Annotated in this window: 18 protein-coding genes and 2 riboswitches; of the genes, 15 read left to right on the top strand and 3 right to left on the bottom strand. The window is 38.8% G+C overall.

Annotated features, from left to right (window positions below):
* Positions 1 to 73 precede the first annotated feature (73 nt).
* On the bottom strand, positions 74 to 832 hold the full coding sequence (locus tag G3255_RS16850) for an alpha/beta fold hydrolase (protein WP_211655527.1): 759 nt from the start codon (positions 830 to 832) through the stop codon (positions 74 to 76).
* Positions 833 to 1,854: 1,022 nt separating this feature from the next.
* On the opposite strand from G3255_RS16850, the gene G3255_RS16845 reads away from it, so the two are divergent.
* Both G3255_RS16845 and G3255_RS16840 read left to right on the top strand, forming a co-directional pair.
* Entirely contained in the window at positions 1,855 to 2,370 is a 516-nt protein-coding gene (locus G3255_RS16845) for a hypothetical protein (protein WP_249222156.1), read from the top strand.
* Positions 2,371 to 2,509: 139 nt separating this feature from the next.
* Complete coding sequence (locus G3255_RS16840) at positions 2,510 to 2,968, top strand: hypothetical protein (RefSeq protein WP_211655526.1); 459 nt, start codon at positions 2,510 to 2,512, stop codon at positions 2,966 to 2,968.
* A 221-nt stretch (positions 2,969 to 3,189) separates the two neighbouring features.
* Here G3255_RS16840 and G3255_RS16835 read toward each other — a convergent pair whose 3' ends face one another.
* Positions 3,190 to 3,807 carry a hypothetical protein gene (locus G3255_RS16835; protein WP_211655525.1) on the bottom strand — a complete coding sequence of 206 codons (618 nt, stop codon included), beginning with the start codon at positions 3,805 to 3,807 and terminating at the stop codon, positions 3,190 to 3,192.
* A gap of 86 nt (positions 3,808 to 3,893) precedes the next feature.
* Between G3255_RS16835 and G3255_RS16830 the strand changes: the two genes are divergently transcribed.
* The 4 genes from G3255_RS16830 (at position 3,894) to G3255_RS16815 (ending at position 6,278) form a co-directional block, all read left to right on the top strand.
* Positions 3,894 to 4,067: a hypothetical protein gene (locus G3255_RS16830; RefSeq protein WP_211655524.1), complete on the top strand. Its 174-nt coding sequence runs from the start codon at positions 3,894 to 3,896 to the stop codon at positions 4,065 to 4,067.
* A gap of 371 nt (positions 4,068 to 4,438) precedes the next feature.
* On the top strand, positions 4,439 to 4,825 hold the full coding sequence (locus tag G3255_RS16825) for a DUF7878 domain-containing protein (RefSeq protein WP_442757094.1): 387 nt from the start codon (positions 4,439 to 4,441) through the stop codon (positions 4,823 to 4,825).
* Between the two features lie 79 nt (positions 4,826 to 4,904).
* On the top strand, positions 4,905 to 5,207 hold the full coding sequence (locus G3255_RS16820) for a hypothetical protein (protein ID WP_211655522.1): 303 nt from the start codon (positions 4,905 to 4,907) through the stop codon (positions 5,205 to 5,207).
* Between the two features lie 630 nt (positions 5,208 to 5,837).
* Entirely contained in the window at positions 5,838 to 6,278 is a 441-nt protein-coding gene (locus G3255_RS16815) for an NUDIX domain-containing protein (RefSeq protein ID WP_144838640.1), read from the top strand.
* Between the two features lie 252 nt (positions 6,279 to 6,530).
* Here the strand turns inward: G3255_RS16815 and G3255_RS16810 are convergent, their stop codons facing one another.
* Positions 6,531 to 7,100, bottom strand: a complete 570-nt coding sequence (locus G3255_RS16810) for a biotin transporter BioY (RefSeq protein ID WP_211655521.1) — start codon at positions 7,098 to 7,100, stop codon at positions 6,531 to 6,533.
* 133 nt (positions 7,101 to 7,233) lie between these two features.
* Positions 7,234 to 7,334: riboswitch (TPP riboswitch) on the top strand.
* Between the two features lie 109 nt (positions 7,335 to 7,443).
* Here G3255_RS16810 and tenI point away from each other — a divergent pair.
* The 9 genes from tenI to G3255_RS16765 all read left to right on the top strand — a co-directional run bounded on the left by tenI (position 7,444) and on the right by G3255_RS16765 (position 15,759).
* Positions 7,444 to 8,052 carry a thiazole tautomerase TenI gene (gene tenI / locus G3255_RS16805; protein WP_211655520.1) on the top strand — a complete coding sequence of 203 codons (609 nt, stop codon included), beginning with the start codon at positions 7,444 to 7,446 and terminating at the stop codon, positions 8,050 to 8,052.
* A 30-nt stretch (positions 8,053 to 8,082) separates the two neighbouring features.
* A complete protein-coding gene (thiO, locus tag G3255_RS16800) occupies positions 8,083 to 9,225 on the top strand; it encodes a glycine oxidase ThiO (protein WP_211655519.1) in 1,143 nt (380 codons plus the stop codon).
* Positions 9,222 to 9,425, top strand: coding sequence for a sulfur carrier protein ThiS (gene thiS, locus G3255_RS16795; protein ID WP_144838628.1), 204 nt, complete (start codon positions 9,222 to 9,224; stop codon positions 9,423 to 9,425). The genes thiO and thiS overlap by 4 nt, the downstream gene beginning before the upstream one ends.
* Before the next feature lies 1 nt (position 9,426).
* On the top strand, positions 9,427 to 10,194 hold the full coding sequence (locus G3255_RS16790; protein WP_211655518.1) for a thiazole synthase: 768 nt from the start codon (positions 9,427 to 9,429) through the stop codon (positions 10,192 to 10,194).
* Positions 10,191 to 11,210: a MoeB/ThiF family adenylyltransferase gene (locus tag G3255_RS16785; RefSeq protein ID WP_211655517.1), complete on the top strand. Its 1,020-nt coding sequence runs from the start codon at positions 10,191 to 10,193 to the stop codon at positions 11,208 to 11,210. The genes G3255_RS16790 and G3255_RS16785 overlap by 4 nt, the downstream gene beginning before the upstream one ends.
* A gap of 383 nt (positions 11,211 to 11,593) precedes the next feature.
* Positions 11,594 to 12,367 (top strand): halocin C8 precursor-like protein, encoded by a 774-nt coding sequence (locus G3255_RS16780; protein WP_211655516.1) that lies wholly within the window; start codon positions 11,594 to 11,596, stop codon positions 12,365 to 12,367.
* 431 nt (positions 12,368 to 12,798) lie between these two features.
* Positions 12,799 to 12,902: riboswitch (TPP riboswitch) on the top strand.
* Between the two features lie 72 nt (positions 12,903 to 12,974).
* Entirely contained in the window at positions 12,975 to 14,300 is a 1,326-nt protein-coding gene (locus G3255_RS16775; RefSeq protein WP_349291456.1) for an acetylornithine deacetylase, read from the top strand.
* A gap of 12 nt (positions 14,301 to 14,312) precedes the next feature.
* Positions 14,313 to 14,987, top strand: a complete 675-nt coding sequence (gene tenA / locus G3255_RS16770) for a thiaminase II (protein ID WP_211655514.1) — start codon at positions 14,313 to 14,315, stop codon at positions 14,985 to 14,987.
* Positions 14,980 to 15,759, top strand: a complete 780-nt coding sequence (locus G3255_RS16765) for an ABC transporter ATP-binding protein (protein ID WP_211655513.1) — start codon at positions 14,980 to 14,982, stop codon at positions 15,757 to 15,759. The genes tenA and G3255_RS16765 overlap by 8 nt, the downstream gene beginning before the upstream one ends.
* The last annotated feature ends 8 nt before the right edge of the window (positions 15,760 to 15,767 follow it).

The following is a 15,767-nucleotide window of genomic DNA, read 5'->3' as shown; positions in this document are numbered from 1 at the left end:
ATGACCTTAGTTACGAAAATAGAAGATTGCCTATATCAAATACAATTCCCTATTGAATAGAACTAATAAATTTTCATGACCCACTTTGGCTTAAAGAATGATCATTTTCTAACCAATCAACAATTAAATCGACAATGATTTCTTGTTGTTCACTAACGGTGATCTGCGCCTCATTGTCGCCGGATTGACTCCCATATACGCCAAAATAAGCGTGATTTCCGCCTGGAATTTCAATGAAATCTGTTGTTTGCGGTAAGTTCGAGCTGTTTTCCTTAATTTTTTCAGGCGTACTTAAGCCATCCTCTGAACCGCTTATGGATAAAACGGGTAAGTTGGATTCACTTAAATAGTCATTGCTTGCTGCGTATGCCCCAAGTAATATGAGTCCGTTTACGCGATCTAAATGCTGATCGGCATACATAGCTGCCGCTGCGCCTCCCATGGAATGGCCCGAAACATACCACTCGATGCTGTCGTCACTTTCTATTATTTCATCCGCTTTTGACACATCTAAAATTGATAAATTTAATCTGACTGAAGGAATAGCAACTGTGATATTTTGTTTGGATAATTCTTGTGCTAAATATGCATATGCTTCAGGCTCGACTTTTGCACCAGGATAGAGAATCAAACCTTTTTCGGCATTTTCTGCTCTATAGATATACCATCCGTCCTCAGGTTCGATAACTTCCTCCATTTCGATTTGATCAGCATCTACCGCTTCAAATGTATTTTGAGACCATATAAAAGAGATGGCGAAGCTCAGAATGACGAGTAAAGCCAGTGTGAAAAGCAAGATGAATAGGTTTTTTTTGTTTAGAATTTTTTTCATCCTCATTACCGAATTATTCCTAATCAAATCAAGTAGAAAGATAGAGACAATCTACTGATTGATATTTTAAATAATTTTCCTTTCTGGTTTTTGGAAAACGTTAATTTCAATTATATTAAATAAACACTTCATAGAGCTTAAGTATAAACAGCGTTATGCTTGTGTTTGACCGGAACGATAACGAGCGAAGCGATCCTTATTGAAGAAGACTGGAACAGTAAAGAAGGCATAATCGAAATCGTTAAGGATACAGGGAGTGAATGAAGGAAAGACTATCAGATTAGTTAAATCCGACAGTCTTTTTCATTTGATAAGTTAAGTATTTCTCCCTCTACTATTTCTTCCGAAGTAGTTTGAGACCTATAGCCATTGGTAGACACGTACCTATGATAATCCAAACCAAAATTTCGATTAATAAGTTGTCAATAAAATAAATATTAATAGCACTTGCTACTCCAACACAAATTATCATTATTATAATACTCAAATTAAGTTTCTTGTTCATTTCCATTGTAATACACCTCAAAGGTATTAATTCGTCTACATCCTGCATTTACTTACGATTTGACAAGTTATGTTCGGATTAGCAGTGGGCGATAAGATCCAAGTTATTTTTAATGTCATATCGTTCGAACCATATGCCTGAACTGCGGCTACTACGGCAGTTACAGCAGCAGTAAATACAAGCGCCACAGGACCAATTATACGATGTTCCATAATTTACCTCTATAAATGATTCTTTCCTCCTATTATACCTGAAAAGCGTTCGGAAAAGTTTATGCAACTTCGCGAACGTTCGCAAAGTCGTTTGGTACATTTACGAACGCTCTTTTGATTGTTTTTAGCCATTATTAAACTGTTCGTAAAAGTGTACTTTTACGAACGCTTTAATTGCAAATTGAACTAGCCTTTCCCATAGTGTCTATGTATATTAAGAATATATAAGCTAGAAATTTTTGTAAGTAGAAAGCTTTGACTGATGCCCTAAATTTTTGTATTTCAGTTCAATAAGAAGATTTGAAATGGCGAACGGTAAAGCTAATTTGCCATACACTAATTTATGCGAAATGGGTGGTGAACACAGTATGAATCTCCCCAGTGGTGTCACAGGTTTTTATCGGGCTGAGGATAGTGAACCACGAAGTCTAAACGGGAAGCAATTCAAGCAATTGTGCTTCGATTTTGTATCTCGCATTAGAGGAAGAGTTATAAGCATAAGTCCACCTCAATATCCCGCCAATTTTTACTGTGCTCAAGTCGAGATATCCAAGGAGTTAATTTATATCCTGTTGAATGAGCATTACCCTTACCTGACTTTTGCATCTTCCGTTGAACTTGGGGATATTAAGTTCATCGATGTGCCAGCCCTTCATGCCCTTTTTGATTCTTTCTATCAGGTAACCGGTACAGCGGTACTCAACGCTTCAGTTGACCAAAGTTCGTTATTGAAGATGGAATTAAACAGTGCCGAATTGGAACAAATCGCTTATTGGAAACCTGAAACGATAGGACAAATCATCTTTAATCACTGGGATTAACTGAAGTACATAAGTCACTGTGGCATCTAAGAGCAAGGTTTCAAGGAAACGCTAGGAACTGAATGTAACTTATGTGCAGTTAAGTTACATTCGCTTTATTAAATTAAGAGAATTTAAAGCAAAGGAGGAGGAAAAGTTAATGTCACATAACGTTAAGTTCCAGTATAAACACCTCGATAATGGCTGGGCATCAGGACACATTTGTATTGGCAGTCACAATTTTGAGTTTCTCTGTTCCTACCTCCTCAATAATCCTTTAGAAGAATTACTGAATGCTGTTTATCAGATAGTCCCGAATCTGGCTCCATTTCCGAGGAAGAAAATCGACTTTATTATGTTGGATGAACCGATTGAATACAGATGGGAATTTGAATTAATCGATGAAAGAAATGTGACCCTAACCATTTATGTAAAAGGTGATGATTTAAAAACTGAAAGAATTTTTATAAATAAGTGCCAGCTTAACGATTTACTAAAAGCCCTAGTTCATGGCATTGAACGTGATGCTGAACTCAGATCTAATGAAAATATTGAACAGATTTATAAGCAATTTAAACTTTATCTGAAAGTTACTAAAATAAATCAGGGCATAGAATAACGGCGATGAATGTAACTTATTGTGAATTAAGTTACATTCAAAACGTGATGTAAAAAAGGATGCTTTCCTGAAATTCATCAAATATATACCTACCACTTTCGCGATACCGTAATAAAAAAACGCTCGCAAAAGGGTACTGAACTGAACCCCAAATGGGGGGCACTTTTTAAAGTGTCTGCCATTTGGGGTTCAGTTCAATCGCAATCGGTTGATGTTTGTCTTTAAAAACAATTATCTACTACATCACCTAAACTAAAAAACTCTAAAACAGCTTTTTGTGTTTCACTTGGTAATGCTTTTGTTGATAAAGTTACAGCTTTTTTAATTGAACTTGTTTTAGAAAGACCTAAGTTTCTTTGGTGTTTGTATGCCGTGATAATAGTTTTTGTCATAGAGTTTAAACCACCCATTAATTTGGCAGCTTTCTTCACTTTTAAAATTTTCGCCCATGGTAACGCATTGATCACTAGAGCTTTACCAGCACTAGAAATACATGACCAAACGCTCATTGTAGATATTTGACCAGGTTCTTTTATTTCAATAGTTTTTAAATTTTCGCCATCGGCCACAAATTTATATTCTTTAAATTCATCACCTTTATTTTGATTTAACCATTTCACACCAGAGTCAATGCCTTGTTCAGCAACTTCTTCCGGCATTTGGTCAATTAACTTTAATAAAGGATCTAATGTTTCCTTCATTTGTTCAACTTCTGAATTAATTTGTTCATCAGAAACATCAGCGTTTTTTTCTGCTCTAGCTACTGGTATAGCAAAGACTGTAGTAAAAATTAAAGATAAACACATTGCAATAACCAATTGTTTTAGACTTTTCTTCATTAGAGTACTCCTTTACACTGTACTTGTATGTAACTATTTTCCTCACAAATAACGTTAACATATTTTGGATTTAATAGGAGGACATTATGAAAAAAAGTCTATTTTTTCTTCTTGTATTGATAGTAGCAGGTTCATTTTTTATTAATCTATTTGTTGATAGTGAAACCACTAGAACAACTATTAACATCATAGGATTAGTAGCAATTATTGTTATCGCGATTGGATCAAGAATAAACTTTTCAAAGTCTACAAAAAACTGATCAGTTAGAAAAGCGCTTCTTATTCAAGGAGCGCTTTTTTTGATACGGGTACCGCCACCAAAACACTTATAGCGTATGCTAAGAATAAAAACATTATCAGGTAACCATTTTTATAACTGGACCCAGTATGCACAAACTATACAATTTCAAATTGAAAGATATGCATAAACTGTGCAATTACTAATTAAACACGATATCACTAAAACATCAGGCTCTGCCTGATATATCACGACAAGTGATATCATGTTTTCCTTATGCTCTTTTCTTCCTTCCTACTTCTCTCTTTTAATAGATTTTGACCTTAACTAATACATGAGTGCAGCGAATTTTAAACCACTTGTAAAAGTGGAGCACGACACCAATAAAATACGATCGTATTTTATTGGTGTGTAAGTGCGCCCAATGTAGAGGGAGAATTGAATATTTCAATTGATCATTCTTGCTTCTTTAGAGATCCTGCTCTTGCGCTACTTGAATTAGGAGTCCATTTGAAAGAATGGCGGGTGAAAGATTCAAATGCAATCGCCAACTTTTATTACTTCACAATGGAGCATGATGAAAGAGAAGGACCAATCTTAGCATTTATTAAAGAAAGCGAAAATAAGTGGCATCTCTTTTCGATTTGGCAAGAATTTAAACATGAAGAGACGATAACCACCGATATTTTACTGAAAGCAGTGGATCGATATTTGACTGAGTTAGAAGAAACACTAATCAAGAGGTTCGATATCCAGTACTCAGATTTTATTAAGTTATAGCAATCTGAATGTAACTTATTAGCAATTAAGTTACATTCAAAGTGGTTTCTACAAAAGGAAAGGAACCGGAGGTGAAAGCATGAGAACTCAAGTTCAAGAAGGTCAGAACGAAGCAAAACCAATTATTCTAACCATGATTTTGCCTGTTGTTGCATTAGCGATTCTGCTGATTTTCAGACAGTTTCCCAATACGAATTTATGGATCAGTATTGTGTTGTATTTATTAATCGACATTGGTTTTTTGGTCGCTATGTTTTTGGGGATCAGAACAAAAAAGATACCGATTATTCTCTTTAGTGTACTTGCAAACGGCGTTTTCTTCTTAGTATTGTCGGGCTTCATATTCTTGTTAATGGTTGCTAATGGAATTTCAGAACCCTAGGAAAAATTAGTGAATCTGAATGTAACATAAGTCTAAGTAAGTTACATTCAAATCCCTGATTCCATTGACTTAATATGAAGAAGAAGAAAAGTTGAACTTGCTAGAAAAAATGATACATTCAAAAGCTTATAAGATAAGGCTTTAGAGCCGACATATTAAGGGCATAGTATTTCAAAATATATTGAAAGGAGGAACTTCATTTAAAGTTCCTCCTCTTTTTATTCGTAGAAGTGTACTTTTACGAACGGTTAGCATGTTCTTAATACAAGGTATATTTTAGATGAAGTCACGTTGATGGTGGCCACGAATCAAAAGGAGTGCTTCTCTCGAAGATCGATTTCGATCACTCCCACTGAACTTGGGAAGTGAAACCCTTAAAATTAAGAATATTTAGGAAAATAATATCTTTTATCTTCAAAGTCTAAGCTGTATACTAAAACTGAACTGGAAAATTGCAGCTAGGGTTCCGCTATCTAAAGTAGATAGGTCAGTGACCGAGGGCTGCATCTTTTGCTATATGTAAAAGGCACCTATTGACATAAAAGGTCCGAGGGGAAAGGTTCAACGTATTTGGTATGCGTTGAATTCTTTCTCTTCGGGCCTTTTTATTATTTTAAGGAGGTTGAAAGGATGAGAAGAATTGATGATTTAACAGCTGGCGTTGCAGTTATTATCTTAAACGAGGAAAAACAGGTTTTGTTGCAGAAAAGGTCAGATGTAAAGTTATGGGGTATTCCTTCAGGACATATAGAAATAGGCGAAACAGTTTCTGAAGCAGCTATCAGAGAGGTGAAGGAGGAAACTAATTTAGATGTAAAAATTATAAAGCTAATTGGGGTGTACTCTGATCCTGACTCGCAGGTATTTGCTTATCCAAATGGCCGAGTAGTACATTTTATCACAACTTGTTTTCTTGCTGAAATCACTGGCGGCGACCTGCGTTGTAATTCTTCCGAGTCACTAGAAATAAAGTTTTTTGAACCACAAAACTTACCGAAAGACTTACTGAGAATGCACCCTCAATGGTTAAAGGATGCCCTCGCTGAGAGAGAATTGGCATTCATTCGTTAGCAAATTCTCGCAATTCCTTGATGATACTTCATTTTAGCAAGTTGTTGTTTTCTTTTGATTCGAAGTAACCTAATGACAAATTAAGTTGCTTTCAAAAAATAGCCAGTCTTCTATTTATAAATATTTTTGATTTACATTTCATCACTTATCAGTAGTAGCATAAACAGAAAGGGAAAGAAGAGTCGGAACAAAACCCTTCTTCTTTCTCTTTTTATGTATGTTGTATTCTTATTAAGGATTACAATAGCTAACCTAAAGTGCTTTTTTGTCTTCTAAATATAAAAGACCAGCGGATTTCAAACGATTTCTTACTGAGATTGCAATCCAAGCGGCAAGCCCAGCTTTAATAAGACCGACTAAAATGAAAGGGACAAATCCACCCATTAATGCTCCGGTCCACGAAAGATTGGCGAAAATCTTCAACCAGGCAGTTCCCACAGTCAATACCATAAACATACCGATGACATTGGCAATTATGGCATTGATAAACGTAAAGCTCGTTTTTTCGAGATAATAACCAATACTGAAAGCGGTCGGAATAAAACCGACTAGATATCCGCCGGTCGGTCCGAATAAGCTACCGAGCCCACCTGACATTTGAGCAAAAACAGGGATGCCAATTGCACCCAACCCCAAATAAACTACAACAGATAAAGTTCCGCATTTGGCCCCTAAAATTGTTGCAGCCAAACCGATTGCAAGTGTTTGTCCTGTGATCGGGACTAAAGGCAGTGGGATTGTCACCTGTGCCAGTATTCCGATGATTGCTGCAAATAAAGCTGTAATAATCATCATTCTCAATTTGAAATTAGATTCTGTCATTTTATCCTCCCTCAATTGTGTTAACCTTATTTCAATAAATGTTAACTTATATGGTATCATAGTTCTTATAATGACTAGATAAATATTTCTAGAGGTGTTAGGCTGTTTGTAGATATACTAAAAAACTGAATAATTAAAGCACTAGGGGAGTCCATTAGACTGAGACGGATACAATCCGGACCCTTTGAACCTGATCTAGTTGAGACTAGCGTAGGGAAGTGGTTACTGTATGCTGTTTCTATTAGGGATACTATAAAACCACTCCGACGTCGGGGTGGTTCTTTTTATTTAGTAGCGTTGTTATCAGGCGTTGAATTTCAAGGCACCTATAAAGGAGGCAAAGATGAAAACAGGGGAACTGCATCTAATCTCTACGGGCAATCAAAGGGCCGAGGAACTAGCAGACATTCTTAGTCAAATTCATCCTTATATAGATTTTATCCATCTGCGGGAAAAAGCGAGAAGTGCTAAAGATATATACCAATTGATCCAACTATTGATCGATAAAAAAGTACCACGTTCAAAAATAGTTATGAATGACCGTATCGATGTGGCAATGGCTGCAAATATCAATTCCATTCAACTGGCTTCAAACTCATTGCCAGTCGAACTTGTAAAAAAAACGTTTCCGCATGTAAAAGCGGGGTGTTCTATCCACTCCGCTGAGGAAGCACGACTAGCAGAAAAAAATGGAGCTGATTTCTTATTTTTTGGCCATATCTATCCGACACAATCGAAGCCAGGTCTATCCCCTAGAGGAATTGAACACCTGAGAATCATAGTTGAGTCAGTCGATATACCAGTGATTGCCATTGGTGGAATTACTCCGGACCTTACGCCCGAAGTAGTTAAAGCTGGAGCGAAGGGGATTGCTGTGATGTCGGGGGTGTTGGAAGACGCAGATCCTTTAAAGACCGTACAGTCGTATCGGACGTCTTTGACAAAGGAATGAGGATATTCGTAACAGTTTGGAGGAAGGTTAGTGAACAAAACATATGATGCCATTGTAGTGGGTGGCGGAGTGAATGGTGGCGCCATCGCATATAACTTGGCAAAAGAAGGATTAAAGGTTTTGCTTTTGGAAAAAGATCGTTTTGCGAGTAAAGCGTCTGGAGCTGCGGCTGGGATGTTGGGTGCACAAGTGGAATTTGATGGTGTAGGTCCGCTTTTTCAGTTGGCAAAGAAGAGCAGGGCGATGTTTAGTGGAATTGCTGAAGAATTGAAGATGCTCAGTGGAATTGATATTGAATTAAAAAATCAGGGCATTTTAAAAGTTGCTTTAACTGAAACGCAACAAACCAACCAAGTAAGGGATGCCCGAATCTATGAGAAGAACGGGGAGGGCGCGCAACTGCTCACAGTCGAGGAAACAAGGAATAGAGAGCCTTCATTAACAAAGGAAATCATGGGAGGTATGTATCTTGAACGAGACGGGCAAGTAGCAGCATCTCGATTAACATGGGGATTTATCAAATCTGCATCTGAACTCGGCTCGGTATTGAAAGAACATGTAGAAGTTTCTTCTTTTTATTTCTCTGAAGGAAAAGTGACAGGTGTAGCCACTAGTGAGGGGGATTTTTTCAGCAACAAAGTGGTGGTGACTGGAGGAGCTTGGAGCGAAAAATTATTGAAGGCTACAGGGTTGTCCCTGGAAGCTTATCCGGTAAAGGGAGAATGCTTTTCTGTAAAGTCGGAAACACCCCTATTGGCCGGACCTGTTTTTTCAGAAGGCTGTTATCTTGTCCCGAAAGAAGGTGGACGAATTGTCGTAGGAGCAACAGTCATACCTTATACCTTTAACCAACAAGTCACTTTAGAAGGGCTTTCCTCATTGGTTAAGAAGGCTGAAAGTCTCGTCCCTTCTATAGTTACAGCCGAATGGGAAAGGGCGTGGGCTGGGATTCGGCCACAGACTGCTGATGGGCTGCCTTATTTAGGTGAACACCCAGCTTATCAAGGACTGTACATCGCGACTGGGCATTTCAGGAATGGGATTTTACTATCTCCAATTACTGGGAAGGTGATGGCCGAGCTAATTGTGGGAACCCGCCCTTCCATTGATATAACCCCATTTCATGTAAATCGAAAAATCTTAAATAGAAACGTCAAGAGGTGGAGTAAATGAAGTTAACAGTAAATGGAACCCAAGTGGACGTACCAAATGGAACAACAACTATAGTGGATCTGTTGCAGTATTTTGAATTGAATCAGAAAGTTATAATTGTTGAAAGAAACAATGAAATACTGGAGAAAGCAAAACATAATGAAACTCTTCTTTCTCAAGGAGATAAAATCGAATTAGTTCATTTTGTAGGAGGCGGATAACATGTTGAGAATAAATAATTTTGAGTATTCTTCCCGATTATTGCTGGGAACGGGAAAGTATCCTGACTTTGATACCCAAAAAGCAGCGATTGATGTTTCGGGTACTGAGATTTTAACTTTTTCCGTTCGGAGAATGAATATTTTTGAAGCCAGCCAACCCAACCTCCTTGAAAAGTTGGATTTGGCAAAATACTCGTTACTGCCCAACACAGCGGGAGCAAAGAGTGCTGAGGAAGCAGTCCGAATTGCGAAATTAGCTCGAGCATCGGGTCTTTGTGACATGATAAAAGTGGAAGTTATCGGCTGTGAAAAAACTTTGCTGCCCGATCCTATTGAAACACTGAAAGCATCTGAAGAACTGTTAAAAGAAGGATTTACCGTTTTACCATATACATCGGATGATGTGTTGCTCGCAAGACGGCTTGAAGAATTAGGTTGTCATGCTATTATGCCTGGCGCCTCTCCCATTGGCTCGGGTCAGGGAATCATCAACCGTTTAAACTTATCATATATTATTGAACAGACAACTGTTCCTGTCATTGTCGATGCAGGGATTGGAACACCTTCTGATGCGGCCATTGCAATGGAATTGGGGGCAGCAGGAGTCTTATTGAACACGGCAGTATCCGGGGCGAAAGATCCCATAAAAATGGCTCTTGCAATGAAGCTTTCAATCCAAGCAGGAAGACTCGGGTATGAGGCTGGACGTATACCGATAAGGCGATATGCTACGCCGAGTAGTCCGGTGGAAGAGATGAGCCACAAGTGAACGAAAGATACTCACGACAGGAACTTTTCGAACCGATTGGGATAGCGGGACAAAAGAAATTAAAGAAGAAGCATGTTTTAATTGTCGGTGCAGGAGCATTAGGTGCCGGCAGTGCAGAAATGCTGGTTAGAGCAGGGATAGGAAAACTCACCATCGTTGACCGGGATTATGTGGAATGGAGCAATCTTCAGCGACAACAGCTATATACGGAAAAGGATGCAGAACAACGAATTCCAAAAGCGGTAGCAGCTAAGAGCCGTTTAATGCTGGTCAATTCTGATGTAGAGATTATTAGTCATACCATGGATGTTTCAGTGAAAGAAATGACAACGCTGGTAAATGGGGTCGATTTGATTTTAGATGCGAGTGATAATTTCGATATCAGAATGATCATAAATGACATCTCTCAAAAAGAACGAATTCCTTGGATTTATAGTGCCTGTGTAGGCAGTTATGGACTCTCTTATACAATTGTTCCAGATAGCACACCATGTTTAAATTGTCTGCTTGAGGCTGTGCCCATGGAAGGATTGACCTGTGATACTGTTGGCATCATCAGTCCCGCTGTTCAAATGGTTCTTTCAATCCAGATAGCAGAGGCACTGAAAATTTTAGTGGAAGATTCAACTCAGTTAAGGAAAAAGCTTATCTCATTCGACCTCTGGAAAAACCATTACTCATCTATTGATGTGGGGAAGTTATGGGACAAGGATTGTCCTTCTTGTGGAAAAAATCGGACATACCCTTATCTTTCTTACTCGTCCCAGTTAAAAACTGCTGTTTTATGCGGAAGAGACACCGTTCAAATCCGGCCTCCTCATCCAGTGGATAGAGATTTAGGAAAGCTGAGCACAGTTTTATCGAAGCTTGGAAGGGAAGTCTTTCGTAATCCCTATTTGCTCTCTTTTACAACGAGCGACTGTCGTCTAGTTGTTTTTAATGACGGCCGTGTTTTAATCCACGGCACAAAGAGCATCGACAAAGCTAAAAGTTTATATCACCGATATTTAAGCTAATGTTTTTTTAAAAATATTTTCGTCTGATTGGACTGAACTACTCTAACTTTTTGAAGCCAGGATATTAATAATCCATTTAGACAGGTTCTTTTTATAAAGAGATGAATACTTTAAAAGAACTAGAGCTCAAACTTAAGAAATTGAAATAATAATGAAAAAGTAAATTTTATGTAAATTATCTATTAAATTTGGGTATTTATTGATTTTAATTGTTTATATAATCTCTAATTGGAAATCAAAGGAATGACGGAAGAAAAAGGAGGGAGGACGATGTTTGATTCAGGGATTGAATTAGGGGTTGTACTGTTTCTGTTTATTTATGCCTTGGTTGTTTCTTTCATGCTCATTTCAAAAAAAAGAAAAAACTAAGAGGAATATTCATTATGTCAATCAAACCTTTTGAAAAAGTTCTGATGCTAGCAATAGCAGCTATTCTCATTGTCTCTTCTGCATTTAGTTCCGTAGGTGCTGTCAATGCTGAAACTTCAATGTTTGAAAAAGGAACATCGAATGTCGAGCAAAATGAGTTTAATCAAATCAGAAATGCGTTAAAAAATACAGAAGAGTATCAGGCATACAAAGAGAACACCAAAATTAACTCAATTTCAAAAGGTGACATAATTATCAACACAGTAGATGGTTCCAAAGGCGATATTGCATATATTGAATTCGTGTTTGGAGGACTTGCGAAAACAAGTGATAACCTCGCATACGTTCAATTCACATATGATGTAAAAAATGGGGATATACTGACGAATCAAGCGGTCTATGCAGAAAATATAGACCAAGGAAAAATACGCATCAATGCCTTCTATAACTTGGACGGGAATCAAACCGAAATTTACGACATTACCGTCGATACAGCAGGGACGATTTTTGACGAAAAGGGTTTGATGCTTAGCCACGATGATTTTGTCGCTTCTGCAGAACATAAGATTCAGCAGGCTGGAAAGAACGCAGACGAATTTGGAGCTTATGCTTCTTTTTGTGAATATGCAGTTGGGGCTCTGTGCGGTACCGGTGGAGGCGTGTTGTGTTATGCTGCAGCGGGTGCTCTGGGAATCACTACCGGGATTGGCGGTTTAGGCTTAGCGGCTGTCTGTGCTTTGATAGGCAGTGTCGGCTGTACAGCTGCGACAGATCAAATTTGTAATTGATCCGTTCCAAAGTAGTTGAATACAACAAAGAAAGAGTAGCAGATGCTACTCTTTTTGAGGGGTACCGAAGCTCAAACGCTTCCATCTCCTTTTACGAGCGCCTTTATTTTTAAAATTAGTCAGCAATCTTCACTTTTAGCCAATATATTTAAGGAGAAATAATAATGAAAGTTCGAAATGGAACTTTAAATTAGAAAGTGCTTTTGTGTATATAAGTCAATTATAAAATACAAAATGTGCAAAAGAAAAAACAAACTACAATACATCGAGTTTAAAGTGATAGCTTTTATAAAATGAAAGCGCAGCGGATTCGGTTCGATTTATTGTTACAGTTTCTTGTCTCATATAAATAATGACAGTAGAGTGAAGTGACCGGTTGTAATTATTTAATCCTTATGATAGAACTAAAGTAACAATAAAACTTCATTGCACAATTGCTCTAGGGGAGCTGTTTAAAGCTGAGAAAGACATTCGTCTTGACCCTTATTCACCTGATCTAGTTAATACTAGCGGAGGGAAGAGATGGCAGAAGAATTTTGTCTCCACATGAGGCTTAACCTTTTATAGTCATTTACACTTCTTTCCTATGGGAAAGAAGTGTTTTTTTGTGGAGGAAATCATATCGAAAGGAGAATTAAACTTCTTGCAAAACAATCAGTTGCTTCAAGTAATCAAAGAAATCGAGTTAAAAAAAGATGAATTGATTGATCTTACTAAACAACTTATCTCTTTTCAAACTCCGGCACCGCCTGCTCGCAACACAGCTGAAGCACAAGGGTGGATTGAACAGTATTTAGTAAGCCAAGCATTTGCAACAGATCGATGGGATGTGTATCCGGGAGATCCAAACATCGTTGGTGTGAAAAAAGGGACTGAAAGAAAGTCTTTTCAAAGCTTGATCATCAATGGACATATTGATGTGGCCGAAGTGAGGCCGGAAGAAGTATGGAAAACGGATCCCTTCACGGCGGAAGTTGTAAACGATCGAATTATAGGCCGAGGTGTTGCCGATATGAAGGGAGGGATGGCTGCTGCGTTATTTGTCCTTAAACTTTTTCATGAACAAGGCATCGAATTGCCGGGCGACCTTATTTTTCAATCAGTTATAGGAGAAGAGGTTGGTGAAGCTGGCACCCTGCAGTGTTGCGAAAGGGGCTACCAGGCGGATTTTGCGGTTGTAGTTGATACAAGTGATCTGCAGATCCAAGGGCAGGGCGGGGTGATCACCGGTTGGGTGGTCATTAAAGATCCGAAAGTTTATCATGATGCCATGCGCAGGCAGATGATTCACGCAGGTGGCGGTCTTTCGCAAGGAGCAAGCGCTATTGAAAAAATGATGATTATCATTGAAAGTCTGCAGAAGTTAGAGCGTCATTGGGCGGTTTCAAAAAGCTATCCGGGTTATCCTCCAGGAACAAATACGATTAATCCGGCTGTGATTGAAGGAGGAAGGCATGCCGCTTTTATCGCGGACGAGTGCCGGCTCTGGATCACCGTACATTTTTATCCGAATGAGTCCTATGAAACTGTAAGCAAAGAAATTGAAGAACATCTTTTAAATGCTGCAAAAGCGGATTCTTGGCTAAAAGAACATCCACCCACTTTTATATGGGGTGGGCATTCAATGATAGAAGATAGAGGCGAGGTCTTTCCAGCTTTTGAAGTGAATCCGGAACATACAGGCGTAAAGACTTTAGCAGCTTCACACCAACATTTATTTTCAGAAAAGGCTGTTATTGGTGTGTCCGCGACTGTTACCGATGGCGGGTGGCTTGCGGAAGCAGGCATCCCGACAGTCGTATATGGACCGGGGCAGTTGATAGAAGCCCATAGCGTTCACGAGTCCATTGAGATACAAGAATTGGTGAATTTCTCTAAAGTTATGGCGTATTTTATTTTTACTTGGTGCCATACGAAAAAGCAGGCAGAGTGAGGAGCGATCAACGTGAAATTTAGCGAAAAATTACATACAACCCTTCAACCCATTTGGAGAAACAACCATAATCACCCTTTTGTAGTCGAAATGGGGAAGGGGTCTCTTGATAAAGAAAAGTTTCGGTTCTTCATGGTTCAAGATTATCTTTACTTAATCGAGTATGCAAAGTTGTTTGCGATTGGTGCCACCAAGTCACAGGATGTTAAAACAATGGGACAATTTGCCAAGTTACTGGATGCCACTATGAACGAAGAGATGGCATTGCACCGCCAGTATGCGGAACGTTTTGGGATTAGCGCAAAGGAACTGGAGGAAGCATCCCCCTCCCCTGTGACACTTGCTTATACCCATTATATGCTTCACGTGGGACAGAGCGGCAGTGTAAGTGAATTGGTAGCAGCATTGCTTCCATGTACATGGAGTTACCGTGAAATCGGCAGAGAGCTTGCGGCCATTCCAGGTGCAGCCGATCACCCACTATATGGTGAGTGGATCCGAATGTATAGTTCAGAGGAGTTTGGCCAAACAGCGCAGTGGTGCATCGATTTGCTGGACGAATTGACGGCCGGCAAACCAGAAAATGAACTAGTAAAGCTTGAAGAAATCTTTTTGACTACTACGAGGTTTGAATATTTATTTTGGGATATGGCTTATCACAAAACGATGTGGCCTGTAAGTGAGTAAGGCGTTGTTGGAAGTCAATAACTTAAATTTTCATTATGGGAAAGAAGAAATTTTTAAAGATTTGTCTTTTTCGATTCAAAACCAAGAGTTTATAAGTGTGGTCGGTCCAAGTGGGTCAGGGAAAACGACATTATTCAGATTGCTGTTGGGGTTGGAAGAACCAACTAAGGGGGATTTGCTCCTCAGGGGTCAGGCCATTAAATTACGCGATGGAAACATAGGTTATGTGCCGCAAAAAGACCTTCTAATACCTTGGCGCACCATTATTGATAATGTCATTCTGCCGCTAGAACTAAAGGGGATTCATAAGAAAGAGGCTTATAAAAAAGCTGCACCTCTTTTTGTTTCATTTGGATTAGACGGAACAGAAACGTTATTTCCGAGTATGCTTTCGGGCGGAATGAAGCAAAGGGTCTCCTTTATGCGGGCCTACTTAACTGGAGCAGATATTTTGCTGCTTGATGAACCCTTCAGTGCACTTGATGCGATTTCCAGATTAGCCATGCAAGAATGGTTATTGGAACAATGGAAATTATTGAAGAAGACTATCATTTTGATTACGCACGATCTGGATGAAGCATTGCTTATGTCAGACCGTATTTTTGTTACTACCCTTCCGCCGATGACAAAATTGAAAGAAGTGCAGATCTCCCTTAGCAGACCTAGAACGATGGAGGATGTCATGAACGATTCATCTCTTCTTTCAGCCAAAAGGGAGTTGATTCAGCAATTTCGCAAGGAAGGTGAAATTTTTGATAAAAGAATCAAGTGAGCGGGCTA

Origin of the sequence: Planococcus sp. MSAK28401 (genome assembly GCF_018283455.1) — a bacterium.
Lineage (GTDB): Bacteria > Bacillota > Bacilli > Bacillales_A > Planococcaceae > Planococcus > Planococcus alpniumensis.
Note: the sequence above shows the minus strand (reverse complement) of the source record. Positions and strands in the feature narration are given on the sequence as shown.